The following is a 21,474-nucleotide window of genomic DNA, read 5'->3' on the forward strand; positions in this document are numbered from 1 at the left end:
GGTCGGCCGGCGACGAAGCCCGCGACCCGGCCGCGGCGTCAGCGCACGCGCCGCGACGACAGCACGCCGCTGAAGCCCAGCACGAGCACCGACACGAAGACGCCGATCATCGGCACGCGCCAGTCGCCCGCGAGCGTGTGCAGCCCGCCGATGGCGAGCGGGCCGAGCGAGCCGAGGGCGTAGCCGCCGCCCTGCACGAAGGCCGACAACCGCCGGGCGTCGTCGTTGGTCGTCGCCATGCGCACGATGACGATGAACACGATCGTGATGCCGCCGCCCTGCGCCGCGCCGCCGAAGATCGACCAGACCAGCCAGAGGTCGGGACGGAACAGCAGTCCGAGCGGCATCGCCATCCAGAGCACGCTGATCGCCGCGATCACGTACGACGGCCGGACCTTCAACGCCAGCAGCGGCACGCCGAGCGCTCCGACGACGGCCATGATCTGGAACACGGACGAGCTCGCTCCGGCGGACTCGCGCGACAGGCCGACCTCGTCGCCGAGCAGCGTCGGGATCCACGCGGTGAGGCCGTAGTAGCTGAACGCCTGGCCGCCGAACGCGAGGGTCAGCCCCCAGGTCGTCCAGCGGCGGAGCAGCGGGGTCCGGGCGCGGGCGGCCTCGCGGGCGTCGACGATCGGGATGCCCCCGGTGAGCACGTCGACCGAGTCGCGGTCGCGATCAACGCCAGAGGCTGCCGACCCGGCCGTCTCGGGGCCGCGGGCGTCGTCGGTGACGTCCGCCGTGCCTCCCGCGGGGGCGAGGCGGGCGCTGCCGAGCGCGACCCGCGGGCTCACCGCGACCGACCAGACGACGAGCGCGACCACCGCGATCAGGGCCCAGGCCGCGATCGCCCACCGCCAGCCGATCACCCCGGCGAGGGGTGCGGTGCCGAGGGTGGTGATCATCGAGCCGACGTTGAGGGCGGACGTGTAGACGCCGGTCACGAGGCCGGCACGCTCGGGCGAGAAGTCGCGACGGATGATCACGGGCAGCACGACGTTGCCGATCGTGATGGCGATGCCGATCACGACGACGCCGACGAACAGGCCCGTCGACCCGCCGACCGAACGGATGACCGTGCCGATCATCACCCCGATGAGGCCGATGGAGACCGCCTTCTCGGCGCCGGCCCGCACGATCAGGGCCGAGGCCGCCGGGCTGGCGACGGCGAAGCAGAGCACCGGGATGGTCGTCAGGAGCCCCGCGACCACGGCGCTCAGGCCGAGGTCGGACTGCAGCTCGCGCAAGACGGGTGCCGTCGCGACGATCGGGCCGCGCAGGTTCAGGGCGATCAGCACGATCGCCGTGGTCAGCAGCCAGGCGGCGGGGGAGCGGACGACTCCCGCGGCCCGCGTCACGCGACGCCGCGCAGGACGGTGACCCCGAGGAGGCTCGCCAGTTCGGTCGTGTCGTCGACGACCGCGATCGCGCCCACGCGCTCGGCCGGGGAGCCGTAGCCCCACGTCACGGCGATGGTCGGCACGCCGTGCACGGCCGCCCCCTCGATGTCGTGATGACGGTCGCCGATCAGCACCGGGCGGCTCAGGTCGACGCCGCGGGCCTCGAGCCGGCGGAGCGCCTCGGCCACGACGTCGGCCTTGGCCGAGCGCACCTCGTCGTCGGACGCGCCCGTGATGACGTCGAGGTACTGCGTCAGATCGAACGCGTCGAGGATCTTGGTCGCCGGGGTCTCGGGCTTCGACGTCGCGGTCGACGTCGGGATGCCGGCCTCGTGCACGGCCCGCATCAGCTCGGCCATGCCCGGGTACACCGCGTTGTCGAGGGCGCCCTTCTCCCAGTAGTCCGCGCGGTAGGTGGTCATCGCCTCGCCGAGGCGCTCGATCTGGGCGGGATCGGGCTGGGCGGCCAGGAACGTCTCGAAGCTGTCCTGCAGCGGTGGGCCGACCCAGGCCAGCAGCTCGGCCGGGCTCGGCACGGGCAGGCCGAGACGGGCGATGGTGTGCGCGAGGCTGGCCGTGATGCCCGGAGCCGAGTCGGTGATGGTGCCGTCGAGGTCGTAGAGGACTGCGGTGAAGGGCGGGGTGGTCACCCGCTCAGCTTAGGCGCGCTGCTGGCGGCGTCCGGGGCGCCCGGTGGGCTCGGGGCGGCGGCGTCGGAGCTCGGAGTGCGTGACCGCCGTGGCAGAGGGGAGGGCCACCGAGTGCCGCCCGACGTGCGCGGACGCGACCTGGTCGAAGATCGGTGTCGCCCGCCGACGACTGACGATCTCGTCGTAGAGCGGGGACGGTGAGGGTGCCGGTGAGGGTGCGGATGCGTATGCAGTCGCGGGTGCGGTGGTCGGTGCGTTCGAGGTCGGCATGTCTTCTCCTTGGTCAGGAGAAATACTACGCTGATATTTAGATTCTACAAGGGGCGATCAGAACAGGCGCGAGTGCGAGTCGTCCAGCCCGCGCATGGCGTCGTAGTCGAGCAGCAGGGTCTTGATGCCCCGGTCGTGCGCGAGGGTGCGAGCCTGCGGCTTGATCTCCTGCGCGGCGAACACGCCGACCACGGGGGCCAGGTGCGGGTCGCGGTTCATCAGCTCGAGGTACCGCGTCAGCTGCTCGACTCCGTCGATGTCTCCGCGACGTTTGATCTCGACCGCCACCGCGCCTCCGGAGCCATCGCGAGCCAGGATGTCGACCGGCCCGATCGCCGTCATGTACTCGCGGCGGACGAGCGTGTGGCCGTCGCCGAGCAGCTCGATCTGCTCGGCCAGGAGCTTCTGCAGGTCGGCCTCGACGCCGTCCTTCGTCAGGCCGGGGTCGATGCCGAGCTCGTGCGAGGTGTCGTGCAGGATCTCATGGATCGACACGACCAGGATGTCGGCGGTCTTCGCCTGGGTGACCTTCCAGAGCTCGGTGACCCCCGCCTCCTTCTGGTCGTCGTCGGGCTCGAGCATGCGGATCGAGCACGGCGGGCTCATCCAGTTGAGCGGCTTGTAGCTGCCGCCGTCGGAGTGGACGAGCAGACTGCCGTCGCTCTTGACCATGAGCAGACGGGTCGCGAGAGGCAGATGAGCGGACAGGCGGCCCGCGTAGTCGACCGAGCAGCGGGCTATGACGAGACGCACCCGACGATCCTACGGCGAGGAGGCGCGGGCCGAGATTCGTCCAGCGAAACACTTGACAATAAATATCAATGTTGCATAGATTTCATATGTCAGGCCGCAGGGGTCGGACATCGACTCCCCGGGAGAATCTCATGACCACGCTCGCCTCCGGTCTCGCCGCCACGACCCGCTTCGCCGCCGCCGACCTGCTGCTCGTCGACATCGCGACCGGCCGCTACCTCCCCGGCGACTCGATCGAACCCGAGACGGCGGCCCGCGAGCACGACTGCACCCCGCTCGAGATGCACGCCGCGCTGGCCGATCTGCGCCGAGCCGGCCTCGTCACGCAGGCGATGTTCGCGCCCGGCATGGTCGTCGTCTGGCACCACCGCTACAACGAGACGCTGATGCGCCGCCTCGGCCGCCTGCTCGCGCTCGCCGTGGCCAAGCAGCCCGACCTCGAGACCGTCGCCGAGCCCGTTCGCCGCGCCACGGCCGCCGAGGCACACGGTCTGCAGCTGCCCGACGACGCCGCCCGCTTCTTCGACATCGCCCGCGCGCTCGTCTCGGTGCTGCCTGCGGCCGTCGCCGGCCACGCCGTCACCGATCTCATCACCCCGCTCGAGACGATGTACTCGACCACGTCGATGACCGTCCACGGCATCACCCCGGCACTGTCCGAGGCGGTCCGGCACACGATCGTCGACCTGCTCGAGCACGCCGCGCACTACGGCGAGTGGACGGACGTCTGCGGCTTCGTCGCGGACTACGGCGTGGCGATCGGAGCGGATGCGCCGGCGGCGGCGTAGCCGGGCGGCGTGCCGCACTGCCGGGCTGTGCGTCTGCCCGCTCCGGCCCGCTCCGGCCCGCTTCGTGTCGCGGATGAGGCGTCGTGTCGTGTCTGTTCAGCACAGGATGCCGCGAACGCGACACGACAACAGCCGAGGAGGCGCGGTGCCGGTTGGACTCAGCGGCGCAGCGCCGCCCGACGGTCGGGTTCGCGGGCCGCGCCCGACGCCACACCGGCGACGGCGATCAGCACCAGCACGATCACCAGGGCGTCGAGCAGCCCGACCTTCTCGCCGAGGAACCCGATCACCGGCGGCAGGGCCAGGAAGGCCAGGTAGCCGACGGTCGCGACGGCGCTGACGCGGGCGGCCGCGTTGCGGGAGTCGTCCGCGGCGGCGGACAGCCCGACGGGGAACCCGAGAGCCGCGCCGAATCCCCAGAACACGACGCCGATCACGGCGAGCCAGGCCCACGGCGACACGATCACGAGCAGCAGCCCGACGATGGCGGCGACGGCCGACAGGCGCAGCATCAGCACCCGTCCGTAGCGGTCGAGAAGCGGCGAGCCGGCCACGCGGGCCATGGTCATCGCCGTCACGAAGACGAAGAACACGACCGTGCCGCCCGTGTTGCTGAGCCCGTGGCCGTCCACCATCGCGAGGGCGAGCCAGTCGTTGGCCGAGCCCTCGGCGGTGGCCATGCCGAGGACGACCAGGCCGAGCAGCAAGGTGCTCGGCGAGCCCCAGATCGCGAGGCGATCGCGCCAGGTGCTCTTCTCGTCGACGCCGGAGGACGCCTCGGTGGCCGCGTCCGCGGCATGACCGAGGTCTTCGGACTGCAGTCGCGGCGTGATCACCACCGCCGCGGCGGCGACGATGAGGGCGAGGATGCCGACGTGCACCGCGACCGGGACCTTCAGAGCCTCCGCCCCGGCGCTGATCAGGGCGCCCGCCATCGTGCCGAGGCTGAACGCGGCGTGGAAGAGGGGCATCACGGTCTTGCCGAGGACGCGTTCGGCGGCTGCTCCGGACACGTTCATGCCGACGTCGCAGAGGCCGTTGCCGAAGCCGAAGACGGCGAGTCCGACGACGATCCCGGCGAAGCCGACCCCGAGGGAGGCGCTCAGACCCGCGACGACGAGACCGACGGCGACGATCAGGAGGGCGACCAGCACCGTCTTGCGCGCACCGATGGCGGCGATGACGTGGCTCGACAGGGTGATCGCCACGATCGACCCGATGCTCAGACCCGCGACCAGCAGGCCCATCTCGAGCGACGACGCGTCGAGGATGTCGCGGACGGCCGGCACCCGGCCGAGCCAGGTGGCGATGGCCAACCCCGACAGGGCGAAGACGACGAACAGCGCGTTGCGCCAGCGGACGACGTCATGGCGGGAGAGGCCGCCGTCGTAGTGGCGATCGGTGCTGGGCAGGGCTGACATGGTGCGGACCTCGGACGTCGTCGTTCGGAAGGGGAGTGTGGGGCGGGTAGCGAATCGGTCGGTCGATCGTGATTGTCGAATCGATTCGATCCGCCAACGGTAGCCCGCCGGCGCAGGCCGTGCAAGAGGCAGGGCGCCCCGGTCCCGCCCGCGGTGCGTCGACTAGGCTGCAGCACCATGAACGATGCCGCCGTCGACCCGGGCCCTCGCCCGACGTTGGCCGGTGTCGCGAAGCTTGCCGGGGTGTCCGCCTCCACCGCCTCCTTGGCGTTCAGTGGCACCGGGCCCGTGTCGGATGCGACGCGCGAACGTGTGCTCGCCGCGGCTGCCGAGCTCGGCTACGCCGGACCCGACCCGAGGGCGCGGTCGTTGCGCCGCGGTCGATCCGGCATCGTCGGTGCCGTGCTCGAGGAGACGCTGAGCAACGCGTTCCGCGACCCCATCAACGTGGCCATGCTCGACGGGCTGTCCGAGGTGGCAGGCGACGCCGACAACTCGCTGCTGCTGCTGACCGAGACGGGCCCGGAGCGGTCACGACTCGTCGACGCTCCGGTCGACGCGGTGGTGCTGTTCGGCTGCAGCGTGCGTCTCGACGACTCGATCGACATGCTGCGTCGGCGCGGGATCCCGATGGTCGCCATCGAGGGCAAGCCGACCGACGGCGTGCTCGACATCGCGCAGGACAACGTCGAGGCCTCGCACGCCCTGGCTCGACACCTGCACGATCTCGGTCACCGCCGGGTCGCCGTCGTCACGCTCGAGCTCGGGCCGGGTCGGCACATCGGACCGATCGACGACGCGCGCTTGGCGTCGGGCACGACGTTCGTAACGATCGAGCGGCTGCGCGGCGTGCGCGAGGTCTACCCCGACGCACCCGCCTGGGGCACGGCCGGGAGCTGGGTCGACCAGGGGCGCCGCGCCGGACGAGCGCTGCTCGACGTCGCGCCCGAGGTGCGGCCGACGGCGATCATCGCGCAGAGCGACCTGCTCGCCGCGGGAGTGCTCGCGGCCGCCGACGAGCTCGGACTGTCGGTGCCCGGTGACGTGAGCGTCGTCGGGTTCGACGGCGTGCGGCTCGACGATCCGCGCGCCGCGCACCTCACGACGATGGTGCAGCCGGCCGTCGACAAGGGGCGGGCCGCCGGGCACGCGATCGTGCAACTGCTCGCGGGGGAGCCCGCGGAGCCGCGGCTGTTCACCAGCCGGTTCCGCGCCGGCGACACGTCCGGGCCGGTGCCGACGGCGACCGTCGGTGCGCGCTGACGCGGGGCTGACGCTGCTTCGCACCTCGTTCTGATCAGCGCACCACGGTGCAACGAGGTGCGGTGATCAGAACGAGGTTCTACGGCGCGGCGGGGGCGTCGACGCGCATCCAGCGCGTGCCGACGGCGCGGACACCGAGGGTGATCGCGCGGATGCCGATGAATCCGAGACCGAAGGCCAGCCACAGCGCGACGGTCGCGTCGGTGCCCTGGTCGACCCGCCCCTCCACCAGGAGGAGCACCACCAGGTAGACGACCAGGTTGACCACGCCCGCGATCGCGAGATAACGCACGTCGCCGGCGCCCAGCAGCACGCCGTCGAGAACGAACACGAAGCCGGCGAGCGGGACGCCGATCGCCATCGCGAGCAGCACCGGCGGCAGGGCCTGCTGCACTCCGGCGTCGCTGCTGAACACCGGCGCGAGCACGGGTGCCAGGGCCGCGACGACGACACCGAGCAGGACACCGCCGCCGACCCCGAACACCATGAGGCGCCGCGTCACCTCGCGCACCCGTTCGACCTCGCCCGACCCGAGGGAGTGCCCGACGAGCGCCTGCCCCGCGATCGCCAGGGCGTCCAGCGTGAACGCCAGCGTCGAGAAGACGGTGAGGGCGACCTGCAGCGTCGCCAGACCCGTCACCCCCGAGGAGGCGGCGGCCGAGACGGTCGCGATCATCGCGAACCGCAGGGACGCGTTGCGGACGAGCAGCCAGGCTCCCGAGCGAGCCGTCCGGCCGACGCCGTCCAGCCCCGGTCGGAGCGACGCCCCGGAGGCGCGCGCGGCCCGGATCGCGATGGTCACGTACACCGCGGCCATGCCCCATTGCGCGACCACCGTCCCGGCGGCGGAACCGGCCACGCCCCACCCGAAGCCGTAGATGAAGAGCGCGTTCAGGCCCGCGTTGACGGCGAAGCCGAGGACGGCGACGACCAGCGGGGTGCGGGTGTCCTGCAGCCCCCGCAGCAGACCCGTCGCCGCGATGACGATCAGCATGCCGGGCAGACCGATCAGCGAGACGAGCAGATAGGTGGAGGCGGCCTCGGTGACGGCGAGCTCCGTGCCGAAGGCCGCGGCCAGGGGGCGCACGGTCGGGATGCCGACCAGAGCCAGGGCGACGCCGACGAAGAGGGCGAACCAGATGCCGTCGACGCCGGCTCGGATGGCCCCGGTGCGGTCACCGGCGCCCAGACGTCGGGCGACCGTCGGGGTCGTGGCGTAGGCCAGGAAGATCAGCAGGCCGAGGGCCGTCTGCAGGATGACGCTCGCGACCCCGAGCCCCGCGAGGGGGACCGAGCCCAGGTGCCCGACGAGCGCGGTGTCGGTCAGCAGGAAGAGCGGCTCGGCGACGAGGGCGCCGAGGGCCGGGAGCGCGAGCCGGACGATCTCGCGGTCGTGGGGGCTGCGCAGCCGCACCGTCAGTCGGTGCCTCGAACGCGACCGATGGCGTTCATCAGGTGGTAGACGACGATCGCGGCGACCGTGCCCAGGATGATGCCGCCGAAGCTGGCGCCGCCGAGCACGAGCGTGAAGTTCGCGATGCCCATGATGAGCGCCACACCGGCGGTCAGCTGGTTCTTCGACTTGCTGAAGTCGACCTTGTTCTCGACCCAGATGCGCACGCCGATGATGCCGATCAGGCCGTAGAGCGCGGTCGTCACACCGCCCAGCACCCCCGGGGGGATCGTGTAGATGACGGCGCCGATCTTGGGCGAGAGACCGAGCAGGATCGCGGCCATGCCGGCCACCCAGTACGCCGCCGTCGAGAAGACGCGGGTCGCGGCCATCACGCCGATGTTCTCGCCGTACGTGGTCGTGGCCGAGCCGCCGCCGATACCGGCGAGCACCGTGCTGAGCCCGTCGGCGAAGAGGGCGCGACCGGTCACGCCGTCGAGGTTGCGCTTCGTGAGCTGGCCCACGCCCTTGACGTGGCCGACGTTCTCGGCGATCAGGGCCAGCACCACGGGCAGGAACCCGAGGTAGACGGGCAGCTGGGTGAGGTCGAACTGGGGCAGCGTGAACGTCGGCAGGCCGACCCAGGCGGCGTCGCCGACGGCCGAGAAGTCGACCTCGCCGCCGATGACCGCGGCCACGTAGCCGACGATGACACCGACGAAGATCGACAGGCGGCCGAGCAGGCCGCGGAAGAGCACGGCGCTGAGGATCACCGCGAGCAGTGTGATCGCGGCGATGATCGGCGACGCCTCGAAGTTCGTCTTGGCGGCACTGGCGAGGTTGAACCCGATCAGGGCCACGATGGCACCGCTGACGACCGGGGGCAGCAGGATGTCGATCCAGCGCGTCCCGACGACGTTGACGAGCAACCCGATGAGGGCGAGCAGGGCGCCGACGACGATGATGCCGCTGAGCGCCAGCGGGATGCCGCCGACCTTCGTTGCGGCGACGATCGGGGCGATGAACGCGAACGACGACCCGAGGTAGCTGGGCAGCTTGTTGCGGGTGATGAGGAGGAACAGCAGGGTGCCGATACCCGAGAAGAGCAGGGTCGTGCTCGGCGGGAACCCGGTGAGGATCGGCACGAGGAAGGTTGCACCGAACATCGCGACGACGTGCTGACCACCGAAGCCGATGGTGCGCGGCCAGCTCAGTCGCTCTTCGGGCAGGACGATCTCGGCGGAGTCGACCGAACGCCCGTCGCCGTGCAGTTTCCAGGGGAGTGCCATGGCGACGACTTTATCGGGGCCGGTGTTTCCTCTGTGTTGCCTGTGGAAAGACGGCGCACTCTCCACAGGGCTCGCGAGGCCCGGCCGCGCGTCGGTGCCCTGACCTAGGCTGACGATCATGACGAGCGATGCGCAGCCCTCCGAGGCTCTGACCTCCGGAATCTCCACCGACGATCTCGACCCCTCAATCCGGCCTCAAGACGATCTCTTCAGGCACGTCAACGGCCGCTGGATCGCCCGCACCGAGATCCCCGAGGACAAGGCGCGGTACGGCTCCTTCTACCTCTTGGCCGAAGAGGCCGAGAAGGCCGTGCGCGACATCATCCACGAGTCGCAGACCGCAGAGCCGGGCACCGAGGCCCGCAAGGTGGGCGACCTGTTCACGAGCTTTCTCGACGAAGAGCGCATCGAGACGCTCGGTGCCACGCCCATCCAGCCGCTGCTCGACACCGTCGAGGGCGTGACCGACCCGGCCGCCCTGCTGACGCTGGTCGGGCGCTTCGAGCGCGAGGGTGCCTCCGGGTTCCTCCAGCTGTTCGTCGACAACGACCCGGGCAACCCCGAGCGCTACATCGTGTTCGTCGAGCAGGGCGGCCTCGGCCTGCCCGACGAGTCGTACTACCGCGACGAGAAGTTCGCGTCCGTGCGCACGGCGTACGTCGCGTTCATCGAGAAGATGCTCAGGCTCGCCGGCCTCGACGACGCGGGCGAGCGTGCCGCCCGCGTGATGGAGCTCGAGACGGCCATCGCCTCGAAGCACTGGGACAACGTCACGACCCGCGACAGCGACAAGACGTACAACCTGCTCGGCTGGAACGACGCGGCGGCGCTCGCCGACGGCGTCGACCTGTCGATCTGGCGCGACGCGGTCGGCGCACCGGCCGGTGTCTTCGACGAGATCGTGGTGCGCGAGCCGTCCTTCGTCACCGGCCTCGCGTCACTCATCACCGACGAGCGGCTCGACGACTGGCGCGACTGGTTGCGCTGGCAGATCGTCCGCTCGTTCTCGGCCTATCTCTCGACGCCGTTCGTCGAGGCCAACTTCGACTTCTACGGCCGCACGCTGACAGGTACGCCGGTGCAGCGTGCCCGCTGGAAGCGCGGGGTCTCGTTGGTCGAGGGTGCGATGGGCGAGGCGGTCGGGCGTATCTACGTCGAGCGGCACTTCGCCCCCGAGGCGAAGACGGCGATGGACGAGCTCGTCGGCAACCTCGTCGAGGCCTATCGCCAGAGCATCTCGACGCTCGACTGGATGACCGACGAGACCCGCGGGCGTGCCCTCGAGAAGCTCGAGAAGTTCACGCCGAAGATCGGATTCCCGGTTGAATGGCGCGACTACGGTGCGCTCGAGGTCGACGCGACCGACCTGATCGGCAACGTGCGGGCCACGGCCGTCTTCGGCTTCGACCGCGAGCTCGGCAAGATCGGCAAGCCGCTCGACCGCGACGAGTGGTTCATGACGCCGCAGACGATCAACGCGTACTACAACCCGGGGTTCAACGAGATCGTGTTCCCGGCCGCGATCCTGCAGTTCCCGTTCTTCGACGCGGGGCGCGACGCGGCCGCCAACTACGGCGCCATCGGTGCCGTGATCGGACACGAGATCGGTCACGGCTTCGACGACCAGGGCTCGAAGTACGACGGCGACGGGCGTCTCACCGATTGGTGGACGAGCGCCGACCGCGAGGCATTCGAGACGCGCACCGCGTCGCTGATCGCCCAGTACGACGCCCTCGCACCGCAGCAGGTGCCCGAGCACCACGTGAACGGCGCCCTCACGATCGGCGAGAACATCGGCGACCTCGGTGGGCTCTCGATCGCCTACAAGGCGTACCTCATCTCGTTGGACGGCGCCGAGCCTCCGGTGATCGACGGGTTGACCGGGGCCGAGCGGTTCTTCTTGAGCTGGGCCCAGGCCTGGCAGATGAAGCTGCGCGACGAGGAGGCGATCCGCCTGCTGTCGATCGACCCGCACTCGCCGAACGAGTTCCGGTGCAACCAGATCGTCCGCAACATCGACGAGTTCTACGCGACGTTCGGGGTGACCGACACCGACGCCCTCTGGCTGCCCGAGGGCGAGCGCGTCACGATTTGGTAGACGACGGGGCGGGGAGGCGCGACCGGCGCCAGCGAGGTCGGTCGCGTCACTCCGATGCCTCGGCGCGGGAGTCCTTCGTCACGTCGTTCGAATCCCTCGGCGGGCTCGCGGTCGACGGCATCGTCGTCTCGGCCGCCGTCTTCGACCTCGACACGGGGTCGGAGCTGCTCGCCGTGGACGAGTCCGTGTCGTTGCCCGTCGCCCAGCTGGGCACCCTGCTGTTGCTGATCGAGGTCGCGGCGCAGATCGAGTCCGGGGCTCTTCCGCCTCTCGAGACCGTGCCGAGAGAGGGAGACGGCGGAGACCTGTCACCCGCCGGGCCGGGCGGCCTCTGGCCCTACCTGCAGAGGCGCGAGCTGGCGGTCGTCGACGCGGCGACGCTCGTCGGTGCCGTGCGCGATGCCTCGGCCGTCAATGCGCTCGTGGCACGGGTGGGCCTCGATGCGGTCCGTGCGCGGGGCGAGTCGCTCGGTCTGAGCAAGACGGCGCTGCTCGACCTCGCGCGGCCGCAGCGCGGACCCGACGACGCGCCGAACCTCGCGGTCGGCTCCGCGTACGAGTTCGCCGGTCTCATGACGCTCTTGACTACGGGCGGGGTCGTCAGCCGCGCGGTCAGCGATCGCGTCATCGGTTGGTTGTCGCTCGGCTCGGATCTGACCCTCGTCGCCGCCCCGTTCGGGCTGGACCCGCACGCGCATCGGCGCGCCGACCACGATCTGCAACTCGTCAACGTGACCGGTGCCGACGCGGGCGTCCGCGCCGAAGCAGGGGTGCTGCGCGGCCCGCGCCATGCGGTCGCCTACGCCGTGATCGTGTCGTACGACGATCTGACCCTCGCCCACCGCCTCCGGGTGCTCGAGGGGTTGCACGCGGTCGGCGCCGACCTGCTCGAATACGTGCACTGAGCGCCGGGCGCCGCTCCATCGCGTCGAGACACCCCGAAGTCGCCGAGACACCCACGAATTCGTGGGTGTCTCGGCGACTTCAGGGTGTCTCGGTCGAGCGGTGTACGAGAGGCGGGCTAGCTGCTGCCCTATCTGACGGATGCATGATCGAACTCGCTCGACACGGGAACACTCATTTTTGGGACGTAATGGTCTGTGTACCCCGATCGTCCCTCGGGCGATTGAGCCGTCGGCCCAGATGATTGAGTAGCGCTCAAGAAATGTAACCCGTACCAGATCGTTCGGTTAGCCATGTCCCGAATGGGGGGTATTCCAAGCTGATTCTGTCGAGATTCTGGCCCTATTCTCAGGTTCGGGCGAGCCACGGCGGCTCGGCAGAGTACGGGGATGTAGATGTTTTCTGGTTGGGGTCGCCGCGGCGCCGTCGTTGGTTCTGTCGCAGCGTTTGCTCTCGTTGCCGAATTGCTGGTCGCCGTTCCGGCGGTGGCCGTCGAGCCGGCGCCGGATTACGGGCGAGTTCCAGCGACCTCGTCGGATGCCGTCGACCCCGCGGTGCCGACAGTGCCGGACGGTGACCTCACTCCGGCAACGGGAGACGAGTTCGAGGAGGCGCCGGCAGGGACTGCCTCGACGCCTCGGGTGTCAAAAAAGAACTCCCCGAAGGTCGACAATTCATTCGACCCCGACACGTCGAGCCTGGTCGATCAGTCTGAGTTCCAGGACGTCTACCGCAACGAGGACGGTACGAAGACGGCGGTCATCAGCTCAGACCCGGTGAACGTCGAGCAGCCCGACGGCTCGTTCGTCCCCGTCGACACCAAGCTGGTCAAGCGCTCGGATGGCGACATCGAGCCCGAAGCACATCCTCTAGCCCCCGTCTTTGCTGATTCGGCGGCCGATGGCCAGGTCTTCAGCGTCACACGCGACGGACACACGCTGGGGATGGAGCTCGTCGGTGCAGCCGACTCTAAGGTCGTCCGCCGGATTTTCCCGTGGTCGAGCAAGCCCGCAAACCTGGTGCGGTACCCCAACGTCTTCCCCGACACGGACCTCACGTACGAAGTGACGGACGGGGCCGTGAAGGAAGAGCTCGTTCTGTCGAAGGTTCCGTCCACGAAGAAAGACTCGTGGACGTGGAACGTGACCGCTCCCGGTCTCGACGCCACCGTCAACGATGACGGCGCCGTCATCTTCGCTGACGATCAGGGACAGACCGTGTTCGGCGTGCCTGCACCGGTGATGTATGACGAATCCGGCGTCGACAACGAAAAGACGGCCGCTGAGGCCATGGTTCCGCTCAAACTCAAGAAGACCAGCGCTGGTTGGTCGATCACGCTGACGCCGGATCGCGAATGGCTCACGGATGCCGACCGGGTGTATCCCGTGCACATCGACCCGGCCGTGGCCGGTGCGGGCATGGAAGACGTTCGCGCCTACCGAAGCGACGGTGTGTACAGGGCCGACGGAATCGGTCGCATCGGTAACGCGCGAGACTCGGGTGACAAGTACTGGCGCACCATCCAGCACTACAACTACGAGCAGCTCTTCGGCAAGCAGGTTCTCGACGCGTACCTCTATACGAAGAAGACCGGCGAGGGTACGACCGACACGTACCTCAACACGATGCACCATGCGACTGCCTTCAGCTACAACGGTTCGGGTGCCCATCTCGGTAGTTGGAACCTCGGGGCCGGAGAAGGGTACGTCGACGATGACCGTCTGACGCAGCAGATCTCTTCGTGGGTCAACGCGGGCTCCCGCGGGAACTACCTCATGCTGCGCGGCTACGAGGGGGCCGGGCGGTACTCCTACAAGTCGGTGTATTCGCAACTGCAGATCACGTACAAGGACTTCCCGACCGCCGGCAGCCCGGTGGCGCCGTCCCCTGCCAACGGCAGCCGTGCCTCGTTGACTCCCACGCTCAAGAACCAGGGAACCGACCCCGAGGGGACGGGGCTCGACTACGCGTACCACGTAAGCGAGAACCCCAACCCCGACGTCAACATCGCCTGGGACTCCACGTGGGGCGGGCAACAGGTCCAGGTACCCGCTGGCGTACTGAAGCCCGGCACGACCTACTACTGGAACGCCTTCGTCCGCGACGGCTACAACGGCTACTTCGGCACCTCGACACAGCGAAGCGCGGGTAACTGGTCGTTCAAGACGAACACACCGGCCCCTACGCCCGATCGGGCGACCGCCTCGCCCGCTGATGGCACGCACATCACCGGGTTGACACCGACGCTGACCTCGGGTGCGTCGACCGACGCCGACGGTGATCCCGTGCAGTACCAATTCACGATCGCGACCGGCACGGATGGTGTGACCGGAGCGGTCATCTCGTCGGGGTGGCTCAGCACACCTACGTGGACGGTGCCCGAGAACACGCTGCAAGACGGCGGCCGGTATACCTGGTCGATCCGGACGAACGACGGTTATGACAAGCCCCAGCCGTCCTGGCGGAACTCGCTCGTCGTGAATCAGCGCATCGGCGAATCGGGGCCGGCGCCGGTCGACACCGCGGGTCCCGTCAGTGTGAACCTAGCCAACGGGAACGTCGGTATGCGCTTCAGCTCACCGACCGTCTCGACGGTGGGCGGCAGCATGGGCATGGCCTTCAGCTACAACAGCCTCAAGCCGAAGGCCGGCGGTCTGACCGGCTCGTATTACGACGTCACGCCCGCCGCGGGCGCCAGCCCTTCCTTCGACTTCACCGGCAAGTCGCCTGTCCTGGTGAGGACCGACCCGGCCGTGTCGTTCGACTGGGGTTACGGATCGCCCGGGCCCTCCGTCCCCAACGATTTCTTCCTCGCTCGGTGGACTGGATTCATCAAGGCTCCGACGGCAGGCAAATACACGTTCGGGGTCAGCCGGGATGACGGCGCCAAGGTCGCCATCAACGGCCAGGAGCTCTACAACGGTTGGACCGCCGAATCCCGGAGCGCCGTGCTGTGGGGTTCGAGCATCGACCTGAATGCCAATGCCGCCACGTTCTCGATGGACTACTACGAAGGTGCGGTAACGGCCGGTATCGAGCTCTGGGTCCGAGACACCACTGGCAAGGAATACGTGGTCCCGCCGAACTGGTTCTCACGCCAGGTCGAAACCCTGCCTGCTGGCTGGTCGGCCTCGACCGCTCTGAACGGCGATGCGGGTGACTGGTCGAGCGTTCAGGTCTCGGACACCGCCGTGATCTTGACCGACACGACCGGCACGGCCCACACCTACACGAAGACCGCCGGCGCCGGCGCGACGACGGGTTACAAGGCCCCCGAGGGCGAGTACGGCATCATGTCGCTCGATGCGTCCGGCAAGGTCACCTTCACCGGGGATGACGGCACCATCACGGTGTTCGGGGCTTCCGGCCGGGTCGAGACGGTCACGGGCGCGGGGGACGCGCTCAAGCGGGCGACGCCGATTGCCACGTACATCGGTGGGACAGGCATGATCCAGTCCCTCTCCGACCCGCTGTCCTACGACAGTGCGTCCAAGACTTACAAGCGCCAGGTGACATTCGCCTACGGGGCCGCCTCGGGCGCATCTTGTGCGGCTCCGACCTCGGGCCTCGCGACCGCGCCGTCGGGAATGCTGTGCAAGATCAACTACCCGGACGGCACGGCGACCGATCTTTTCTATGACGCCAAGGGCAACCTGGCCCGCATCGTCGACCCGGGGACGGAGATCACCGACTTCGGTTACGACGACGGCAAGCTGACCACCCTGCGTGACTCGCTCGCCAACGACTGGTTGGCCATGCCCACAGCGGGGCGTGTCGACGCTCCGGCAGTGAAGACCCAGATCACCTATGACTCGGAGAATCGCGCAACGAGTGTGACGCTGCCGGCCCCCGACGGCGTCACCGAGAACAAGCGTCCGCAGAAGACCTACACGTACGGCCCGAAGACGGGGGCCGGCACCGCGAGTGTCGACGTCGCCGGTCTCGCCCTGCCTGCTGGCGCGCATGCGATGACGGTCACCTACGACGACGCCTGGCGTCAGCTCACCTCGACCAGTCCCTCTGGTCTGACGAACAGCCAGGTGTGGAACAACAAGGACATGCAGCTGTCGTCCACGGACGCCCAGGGTCGCATGTCGACGACCATCTACAACGCTCAGGATCGTCCCACCGACAGCTACGGTCCGGCACCCGCATCCTGCTTCGGCAGCGACCGAAAGCCGCTGGCCTCGTGCGCAACTCTGCCGGCTCACTCGTCGACGAGCTACGACCAGGGCCTGAAGGGTCTCAACGCGGTCTGGTACGACAACGAGCGGTTCGCCGGCACCCCGAAGGCCTACACGCTCGGCAATGGAACGAGCGAGGGCGTGATCAACAAGGACTGGGGCACGGGTGCGCCGATCGACGGCATCCCGGCAGACAACTGGTCGGTTCGCTTTACAGGCCTGATCACCTTCCCGACCGTGGGAACGTACGAGATCTACACCCGCGCCGACGATTCGAGTCAGCTGTGGATCGATGACATCCCCACCGCAGCCGACCCGACTCCAGGCGCCTGGCACGACACCCCGCGGTTCACCATCACGACCACCGTCCCGAACCAGCAGTCCAAGATCCGACTGCAGTACCTCGACTACGTCTCGAGTGCCGCTCTCGCGCTGATCTGGCGGACACCGGGTATGCCGGCCAACGCCGAGAGCGTCGCTGTCCCCGGGACCTCGCTGTCGCCGGACTACGGCCTGGCAACGTCGACCACCGTCGACGACGCGGCTCCGGCCGGTGTGGCAGGCGTGTCGAGTGCACAGGTGCCCGCCCAGACCACGTCGACCGAGTACGCCAACCCCTGGCTCGGGCAGCCGACGGCTGGCATCGTCGACCCCGCAGGTCTCGCCCTTAAGACGACGACCAGCTACGAGACCGTCGGGTCCGGATACCTCCGACGCCTGACGCGCACCCTGCCGGCTCAGGCCGCCGCCGGGGCGACGAAGTCCACGTACTACGGCGATGCCGAGACGACCGCATCCGCGGTGTGCGGTGTCCCTGCGGGGACCCCGCAGTACGGCGGGACGAAGACGGTCACCTCGGGTGCTGGGATCGTCACGACGATGGTGACCGACATCCTCGGTCGTGTGGCCGGCACCAAGCGGACGGGCGACGCCGACTGGTCGTGTGTCAGCTATGACACTCGAGGTCGCGCTGTCACGTCGACCACGCCTGCCTTCGGTGACTCGCCGGCACGCGCCGTGACGAGCAACTACGCCGTCGGGGGTGACCCCCTCGTGTCATCCACCGCGGATGGTGCCGTCGCAGGCTCGCCCAACGGCAGCACGATCACGACCCAGATCGATCTGCTCGGTCAGTCGGTGTCGTACACGGACGTGTGGAACACCGTGACCACCACCTCCTACGACCGCACCGGCAAGGTGACGGCCATCACGACGAAGGCCCAGAAGGGCACGCCTCACACGCAGTCGTTCGAGTACAACATCGACAGCCAGATCACCAAGGTCTCCTACGACGGAGCGGCGCTCGCCATCCCCGTCTACGACCGAGGCGAGCTCGCGTCCGTGACGTACCCGGCCGGTGAAGGCAACCTCGGTAACGGCTCCGCGCTGCAGGCGATCCAGAAGAACGCTGCCGGCGCCTTGACCGGGCTGTCGTGGTCCTTCCCCAACGGGCAGGAGGCGGTGGCTGACCAGGTGGTCCGCTCCCAGTCGGGTCGCATCCTGACCAACACGACCACGTCGGGCTCGACGTCGAACGTGTCGTCGTACGGTTACGACGCCGCGGGGCGTCTGGTCACCGCGACGGTGCCTCGTCACCAGCTGACGTATTCGTTCGCCAACGCCTCCTGCGGTGCCGCTGCGGCGGGCCGCAACGGCAACCGTACGTCGTCGAGCGACAGCCAGGATGGAGGCGCGGCGTCGGTCACGACCTCGTGCTACGACACCTCGGACCGTCTGTTGTCGACCACCGTCACCGCGCCTCCCGCGGGTGCGACACCGACGGCGCAGACGATCCCGACATCGCGGATCACCTATGACGCGCACGGGAACACCACACGGCTGGCCGACCAGGTCATGACGTACGACAGCTCGGACCGGCACCTGACGACCGTACTCGATGACGGAAGCAAGGTCTCGTACAAGCGTGACTCGACCGACCGCATCGTGAAGCGGACGCAAACCACGAGCGCGGGTGTGACCACGTCGACGACGTACTCGTTCAGCGGGGGTGGCGACAGCCCCGATCTCGAGCTCGACGACCAGGGAGTCCCCACGACGGCCGTAGTGTCGCTGCCCGGCTCAGTGTTGGTGTCGCTGACGATGACGGGTCAGACGTGGTCGTACCCGAACATCCACGGTGACATCGTCGTGACGGCCGATCACACGGGAGCACGCTCCGCGGGTCTCACGGTCTACGACCCCTTCGGTCAGGTCATGGACCCGGTCACGGGTGCGTTCGGCACGGTGCCGGCCAACCAAGCGGGCCCCGACAACAAGCCGGGCGACGCGGACTACGGGTGGCTGGGACAGCACCAAAAACTGAGCGAGCACCTGAGCACGCTGTCCACGATCGAGATGGGGGCGCGGCAGTACGTCGCGGCGCTCGGACGGTTCTTGGAGGTCGACCCGGTCGAGGGCGGGGTGGACAACGACTACGTGTACCCACCCGATACTACGAACGGCAAGGATCTTTCGGGAGAATCAGGGACGACGCCGCGACCAGGCGTCAGCTTCGGCAATCCGGTTATCGGTGCGATTTGGAGCAGCTACCTGCTAACAAGCCAGAGAGCGTGGGTCGCCTTCTGGGATCGCAACAGTCGCGCACAAACGATGGCGATAGCCCTCGGAGTTAGTGCAGTATTCGCAGCGGTGAGACTAGCTGCCAAGGTAGTTCGAGGCATTCAGTTGTTCGCTGCCGAACACACCAGCGGGGCCCGGCCTAGTACCAAGGGGAAGCACCAGAAAGGTGCCGCTCGTAAAGATCAAAAGAACACCGACAAGAAACGGGGGCACCCTGGATGGAAGCCGCGCAAATAGAACCACCCAGAGAGCCTGACGCGGATAGCGCGGCTGCGGAAGCTCTCGGTGACAGGGCATCGGAGATCGAGGAAACTCTCGGAGTGGTAGAGGCCTACAACTATTTGCGCCCTTTGCGCGATGCCTTCCGTGGCAGCGGGGAACTAATGTCATATTTTGGATACCTGTGCTTCAAATTGGGTCTCTATGGCGAATCTTTGGAAGCCTACAAACAAGCTGACTTCCTTGGTGAGGACATGAATGTGCCTATGGGCCTCGTTTACGAGGAGCTCAACTTGCCTCATCTGGCAGAAGAGCGTTATTTACAAGCCATTGCTGCAGATCCTGCAGACATAAACGCGCTAATCGATCTCGGAACGCTTTTGAACGCCGAAAATGAAAGCGAAAGGGCACTAATTTACTTGCAAACTGCAGCGGGACTCGATGCAAAGCTGAATTGGCAGCTCGCTGATGCTCTTCTTCAGGTGCAGGGTGTCGAGGCGGCCATCGAAGCATTGAATAAGGCTCTGGATGCCGGGGAAGAAAGAGCCCTCGTGGACTTGGTAGAACTAACAGATCAAGGACTAGATATATCTGACATCAAGAGCATGTTGATGCGTGCTGCTAAAGCTGGTTCCACCGTCGCGATGTCGGATCTAGTCTCTTACATGGTTGAAGCGGGACGTTATTCAGAGGCTGTAGAAGTGGGGCGAGGCGAGCTATTGCAGGGTCACGAGCTAGTTCTCGGGCCCTTGGCTGCGGCCTATGAGAATCTTGGAGATATGGCCATTGCAGAAAAATACTACAAAGACGCGGTGAAAGCGGGCCAAGGTCAGTACGCCGAAGACGTGCAGAGGCTCCGTGACAGGTAGTCCTCAAGCCAATTAGACAGTCGTCCGCTTGCACAGCAGGCAGCAGATCAAATAAAAGTCAGGGCTTTGAGACATTAGGCATCAGAGGTATTGGCCAGCTGTAGCTGGCAGCATTGTGTGCATTCGATACCTATACCTCATTCTGGAGCGTAGCTATAGTGTTACCTCCGCAGGCGGCGGCGGCCGGCGGCGTCAGCCCGCCTGGACCGCCTGCACCGTCATGATCGACACGTCGGCCTTCGCGCACGCCATCAGCGGGTCGGCGATGAACAGCGACGCCTTCGACCCGGGCGGGTAGACGCGGAACCCGTCGGCCTGCGCGGGCTGGCAGTCCGCCGCGGGGTAGTTCGCCGCCTGCGTCACCTTGATCGGCACGATCGCCGTGCCCTTCGCTGCCAGGGTCACCGTCGGATGCGGCGACGAGAAGTCCTGCTCCGCCGGCGCCCCGAGCTGCGTGCCGTTACCGTCACCGACGAACGACACCCCCGGCCAGCCCTGCAGCGTGCACTCGCTCGACCCGGTGTTCGTGAGCACCAGCTCGAACTCGACACTGCCGGCCGCTCCGCCGCCACCCTCGGCCGTCGACCCTGTCAACGCACCCGCATCGCAGGCACCACCAGCCGCGGCCGAGCCGCCGCCGCTGCCACTGGCACCGCCACCCGACCCGTCCCCGGAGTTCGGCGTCGGCGTGACCGGCCCCATCGGCGTCGCCGTCACGGTCGAGGTCTGCGTCGACGTCACCGTCGCGGTCGGCTCGGCTGTGCCGCCCCCGCCACTACAGCCGGCCACGGACAGGAGGACTGCCGCGGCTCCCGCCACGACGAGGGATGCGCTGCGAGCTCTCATACGAGCCACCGTGCCACCGGGACGGGACCTGCGCCCAGAGAACGTCCAGACGTCAACGGAGCCGCGGCCGCGCACCGCGAAGAGGCGACCGCACCCCTGCCTCAGTCGATCAGCCCCCGCGCCGCGAACCCCTCCAACGTCGCGACCCCGGCCGGCGGGCATCGCCCGGCATCGGCCGTCGTCACCCAGTGCACGCTGTCCACCTCGGCCGCCGCCGTCGGCTCCGCACTCCCGTCCGCCAGCGTTCCCGTGAACAACGTCATGACGACCTGCCGCCCCTCGGCCTCGCCGTGCGCCTGCGTCGTCACGGTGAACGCCTCGGCCATGCTCTCGGGCGCGAGGTCGACCGAGATCTCCTCCCGCGCCTCCCGGATCGCCGCCGCGACCGCGGACTCACCGGGCTCGACCTTGCCGCCGGGCAGGTACAGCACGTCGCGCCCCCGCGACGTCACCATCAGAAGGCGCCGGTCACGGATCAACGCGACGGCACTCACCACGATCGGTGCGGCAGCAGCCCCCACCGACCCGCCGCCGGGCGACGCCACGCG

The 21,474-nt window shown here is 68.3% G+C and carries 15 protein-coding genes; 6 read left to right on the top strand and 9 right to left on the bottom strand.

Annotation, left to right across the window (positions count from 1 at the left end):
• Positions 1–38: 38 nt before the first annotated feature.
• The 4 genes from ACPEEZ_RS00150 to nucS are packed head-to-tail and all read right to left on the bottom strand — an operon-like array spanning position 39 to position 3,073.
• On the bottom strand, positions 39–1,358 hold the full coding sequence (locus tag ACPEEZ_RS00150; RefSeq protein ID WP_423921125.1) for a CynX/NimT family MFS transporter: 1,320 nt from the start codon (positions 1,356–1,358) through the stop codon (positions 39–41).
• Positions 1,355–2,050, bottom strand: a complete 696-nt coding sequence (locus ACPEEZ_RS00155; protein WP_423921127.1) for an HAD hydrolase-like protein — start codon at positions 2,048–2,050, stop codon at positions 1,355–1,357. Before ACPEEZ_RS00155 ends, ACPEEZ_RS00150 begins: the two co-directional genes overlap by 4 nt.
• 9 nt (positions 2,051–2,059) lie before the next feature.
• Complete coding sequence (locus ACPEEZ_RS00160) at positions 2,060–2,320, bottom strand: hypothetical protein (protein ID WP_423921130.1); 261 nt, start codon at positions 2,318–2,320, stop codon at positions 2,060–2,062.
• Between the two features lie 57 nt (positions 2,321–2,377).
• The gene (gene nucS / locus ACPEEZ_RS00165; protein WP_423921132.1) at positions 2,378–3,073 is read right to left on the bottom strand and encodes an endonuclease NucS; all 696 of its coding nucleotides are present in this window, start codon (positions 3,071–3,073) and stop codon (positions 2,378–2,380) included.
• Between the two features lie 131 nt (positions 3,074–3,204).
• On the opposite strand from nucS, the gene ACPEEZ_RS00170 reads away from it, so the two are divergent.
• The gene (locus tag ACPEEZ_RS00170; protein ID WP_423921135.1) at positions 3,205–3,861 is read left to right on the top strand and encodes a hypothetical protein; all 657 of its coding nucleotides are present in this window, start codon (positions 3,205–3,207) and stop codon (positions 3,859–3,861) included.
• Between the two features lie 158 nt (positions 3,862–4,019).
• Here the strand turns inward: ACPEEZ_RS00170 and ACPEEZ_RS00175 are convergent, their stop codons facing one another.
• Positions 4,020–5,282 (bottom strand): MFS transporter, encoded by a 1,263-nt coding sequence (locus ACPEEZ_RS00175; protein ID WP_423921138.1) that lies wholly within the window; start codon positions 5,280–5,282, stop codon positions 4,020–4,022.
• A 177-nt stretch (positions 5,283–5,459) separates the two neighbouring features.
• On the opposite strand from ACPEEZ_RS00175, the gene ACPEEZ_RS00180 reads away from it, so the two are divergent.
• Positions 5,460–6,545 (top strand): LacI family DNA-binding transcriptional regulator, encoded by a 1,086-nt coding sequence (locus ACPEEZ_RS00180; RefSeq protein ID WP_423921141.1) that lies wholly within the window; start codon positions 5,460–5,462, stop codon positions 6,543–6,545.
• Between the two features lie 79 nt (positions 6,546–6,624).
• On the opposite strand, the gene ACPEEZ_RS00185 is transcribed toward ACPEEZ_RS00180, so the two are convergent.
• Both ACPEEZ_RS00185 and ACPEEZ_RS00190 read right to left on the bottom strand, forming a co-directional pair.
• Positions 6,625–7,959: an MATE family efflux transporter gene (locus ACPEEZ_RS00185; protein WP_423921143.1), complete on the bottom strand. Its 1,335-nt coding sequence runs from the start codon at positions 7,957–7,959 to the stop codon at positions 6,625–6,627.
• Positions 7,960–7,961: 2 nt separating this feature from the next.
• Positions 7,962–9,227 carry a uracil-xanthine permease family protein gene (locus tag ACPEEZ_RS00190; protein ID WP_423921146.1) on the bottom strand — a complete coding sequence of 422 codons (1,266 nt, stop codon included), beginning with the start codon at positions 9,225–9,227 and terminating at the stop codon, positions 7,962–7,964.
• A 118-nt stretch (positions 9,228–9,345) separates the two neighbouring features.
• Here ACPEEZ_RS00190 and ACPEEZ_RS00195 point away from each other — a divergent pair, with 118 nt between their 5' ends.
• The 4 genes from ACPEEZ_RS00195 to ACPEEZ_RS00210 all read left to right on the top strand — a co-directional run bounded on the left by ACPEEZ_RS00195 (position 9,346) and on the right by ACPEEZ_RS00210 (position 20,080).
• The gene (locus tag ACPEEZ_RS00195) at positions 9,346–11,325 is read left to right on the top strand and encodes a M13 family metallopeptidase (RefSeq protein WP_423921148.1); all 1,980 of its coding nucleotides are present in this window, start codon (positions 9,346–9,348) and stop codon (positions 11,323–11,325) included.
• Positions 11,319–12,230 carry a serine hydrolase gene (locus tag ACPEEZ_RS00200; RefSeq protein ID WP_423921151.1) on the top strand — a complete coding sequence of 304 codons (912 nt, stop codon included), beginning with the start codon at positions 11,319–11,321 and terminating at the stop codon, positions 12,228–12,230. The genes ACPEEZ_RS00195 and ACPEEZ_RS00200 overlap by 7 nt, the downstream gene beginning before the upstream one ends.
• Before the next feature lie 639 nt (positions 12,231–12,869).
• Positions 12,870–19,229 (top strand): PA14 domain-containing protein, encoded by a 6,360-nt coding sequence (locus ACPEEZ_RS00205; RefSeq protein ID WP_423921154.1) that lies wholly within the window; start codon positions 12,870–12,872, stop codon positions 19,227–19,229.
• An 83-nt stretch (positions 19,230–19,312) separates the two neighbouring features.
• Entirely contained in the window at positions 19,313–20,080 is a 768-nt protein-coding gene (locus ACPEEZ_RS00210) for a hypothetical protein (RefSeq protein ID WP_423921157.1), read from the top strand.
• Positions 20,081–20,272: 192 nt separating this feature from the next.
• Here ACPEEZ_RS00210 and ACPEEZ_RS00215 read toward each other — a convergent pair whose 3' ends face one another.
• On the bottom strand, positions 20,273–20,926 hold the full coding sequence (locus tag ACPEEZ_RS00215) for a DUF4232 domain-containing protein (protein WP_423921160.1): 654 nt from the start codon (positions 20,924–20,926) through the stop codon (positions 20,273–20,275).
• Between the two features lie 101 nt (positions 20,927–21,027).
• Positions 21,028–21,471, bottom strand: coding sequence for an NUDIX hydrolase (locus ACPEEZ_RS00220; RefSeq protein ID WP_423921163.1), 444 nt, complete (start codon positions 21,469–21,471; stop codon positions 21,028–21,030).
• Between the last annotated feature and the right edge of the window lie 3 nt (positions 21,472–21,474).

The organism is Frigoribacterium sp. 2-23 (assembly GCF_049601585.1).
Taxonomy (GTDB): Bacteria; Actinomycetota; Actinomycetes; order Actinomycetales; family Microbacteriaceae; genus Frigoribacterium.

What these genes read in the sequence shown, in the direction of transcription:
- ACPEEZ_RS00160 (WP_423921130.1), bottom strand. Translation starts at nt 2,320, where the DNA reads ATGCCGACCTCGAACGCACCGACCACCGCACCCGCGACTGCATACGCA.
- ACPEEZ_RS00215 (WP_423921160.1), bottom strand. Translation starts at nt 20,926, where the DNA reads ATGAGAGCTCGCAGCGCATCCCTCGTCGTGGCGGGAGCCGCGGCAGTC.
- ACPEEZ_RS00170 (WP_423921135.1), top strand. Translation starts at nt 3,205, where the DNA reads ATGACCACGCTCGCCTCCGGTCTCGCCGCCACGACCCGCTTCGCCGCC.
- ACPEEZ_RS00195 (WP_423921148.1), top strand. Translation starts at nt 9,346, where the DNA reads ATGACGAGCGATGCGCAGCCCTCCGAGGCTCTGACCTCCGGAATCTCC.
- ACPEEZ_RS00180 (WP_423921141.1), top strand. Translation starts at nt 5,460, where the DNA reads ATGAACGATGCCGCCGTCGACCCGGGCCCTCGCCCGACGTTGGCCGGT.
- ACPEEZ_RS00190 (WP_423921146.1), bottom strand. Translation starts at nt 9,227, where the DNA reads ATGGCACTCCCCTGGAAACTGCACGGCGACGGGCGTTCGGTCGACTCC.
- ACPEEZ_RS00175 (WP_423921138.1), bottom strand. Translation starts at nt 5,282, where the DNA reads ATGTCAGCCCTGCCCAGCACCGATCGCCACTACGACGGCGGCCTCTCC.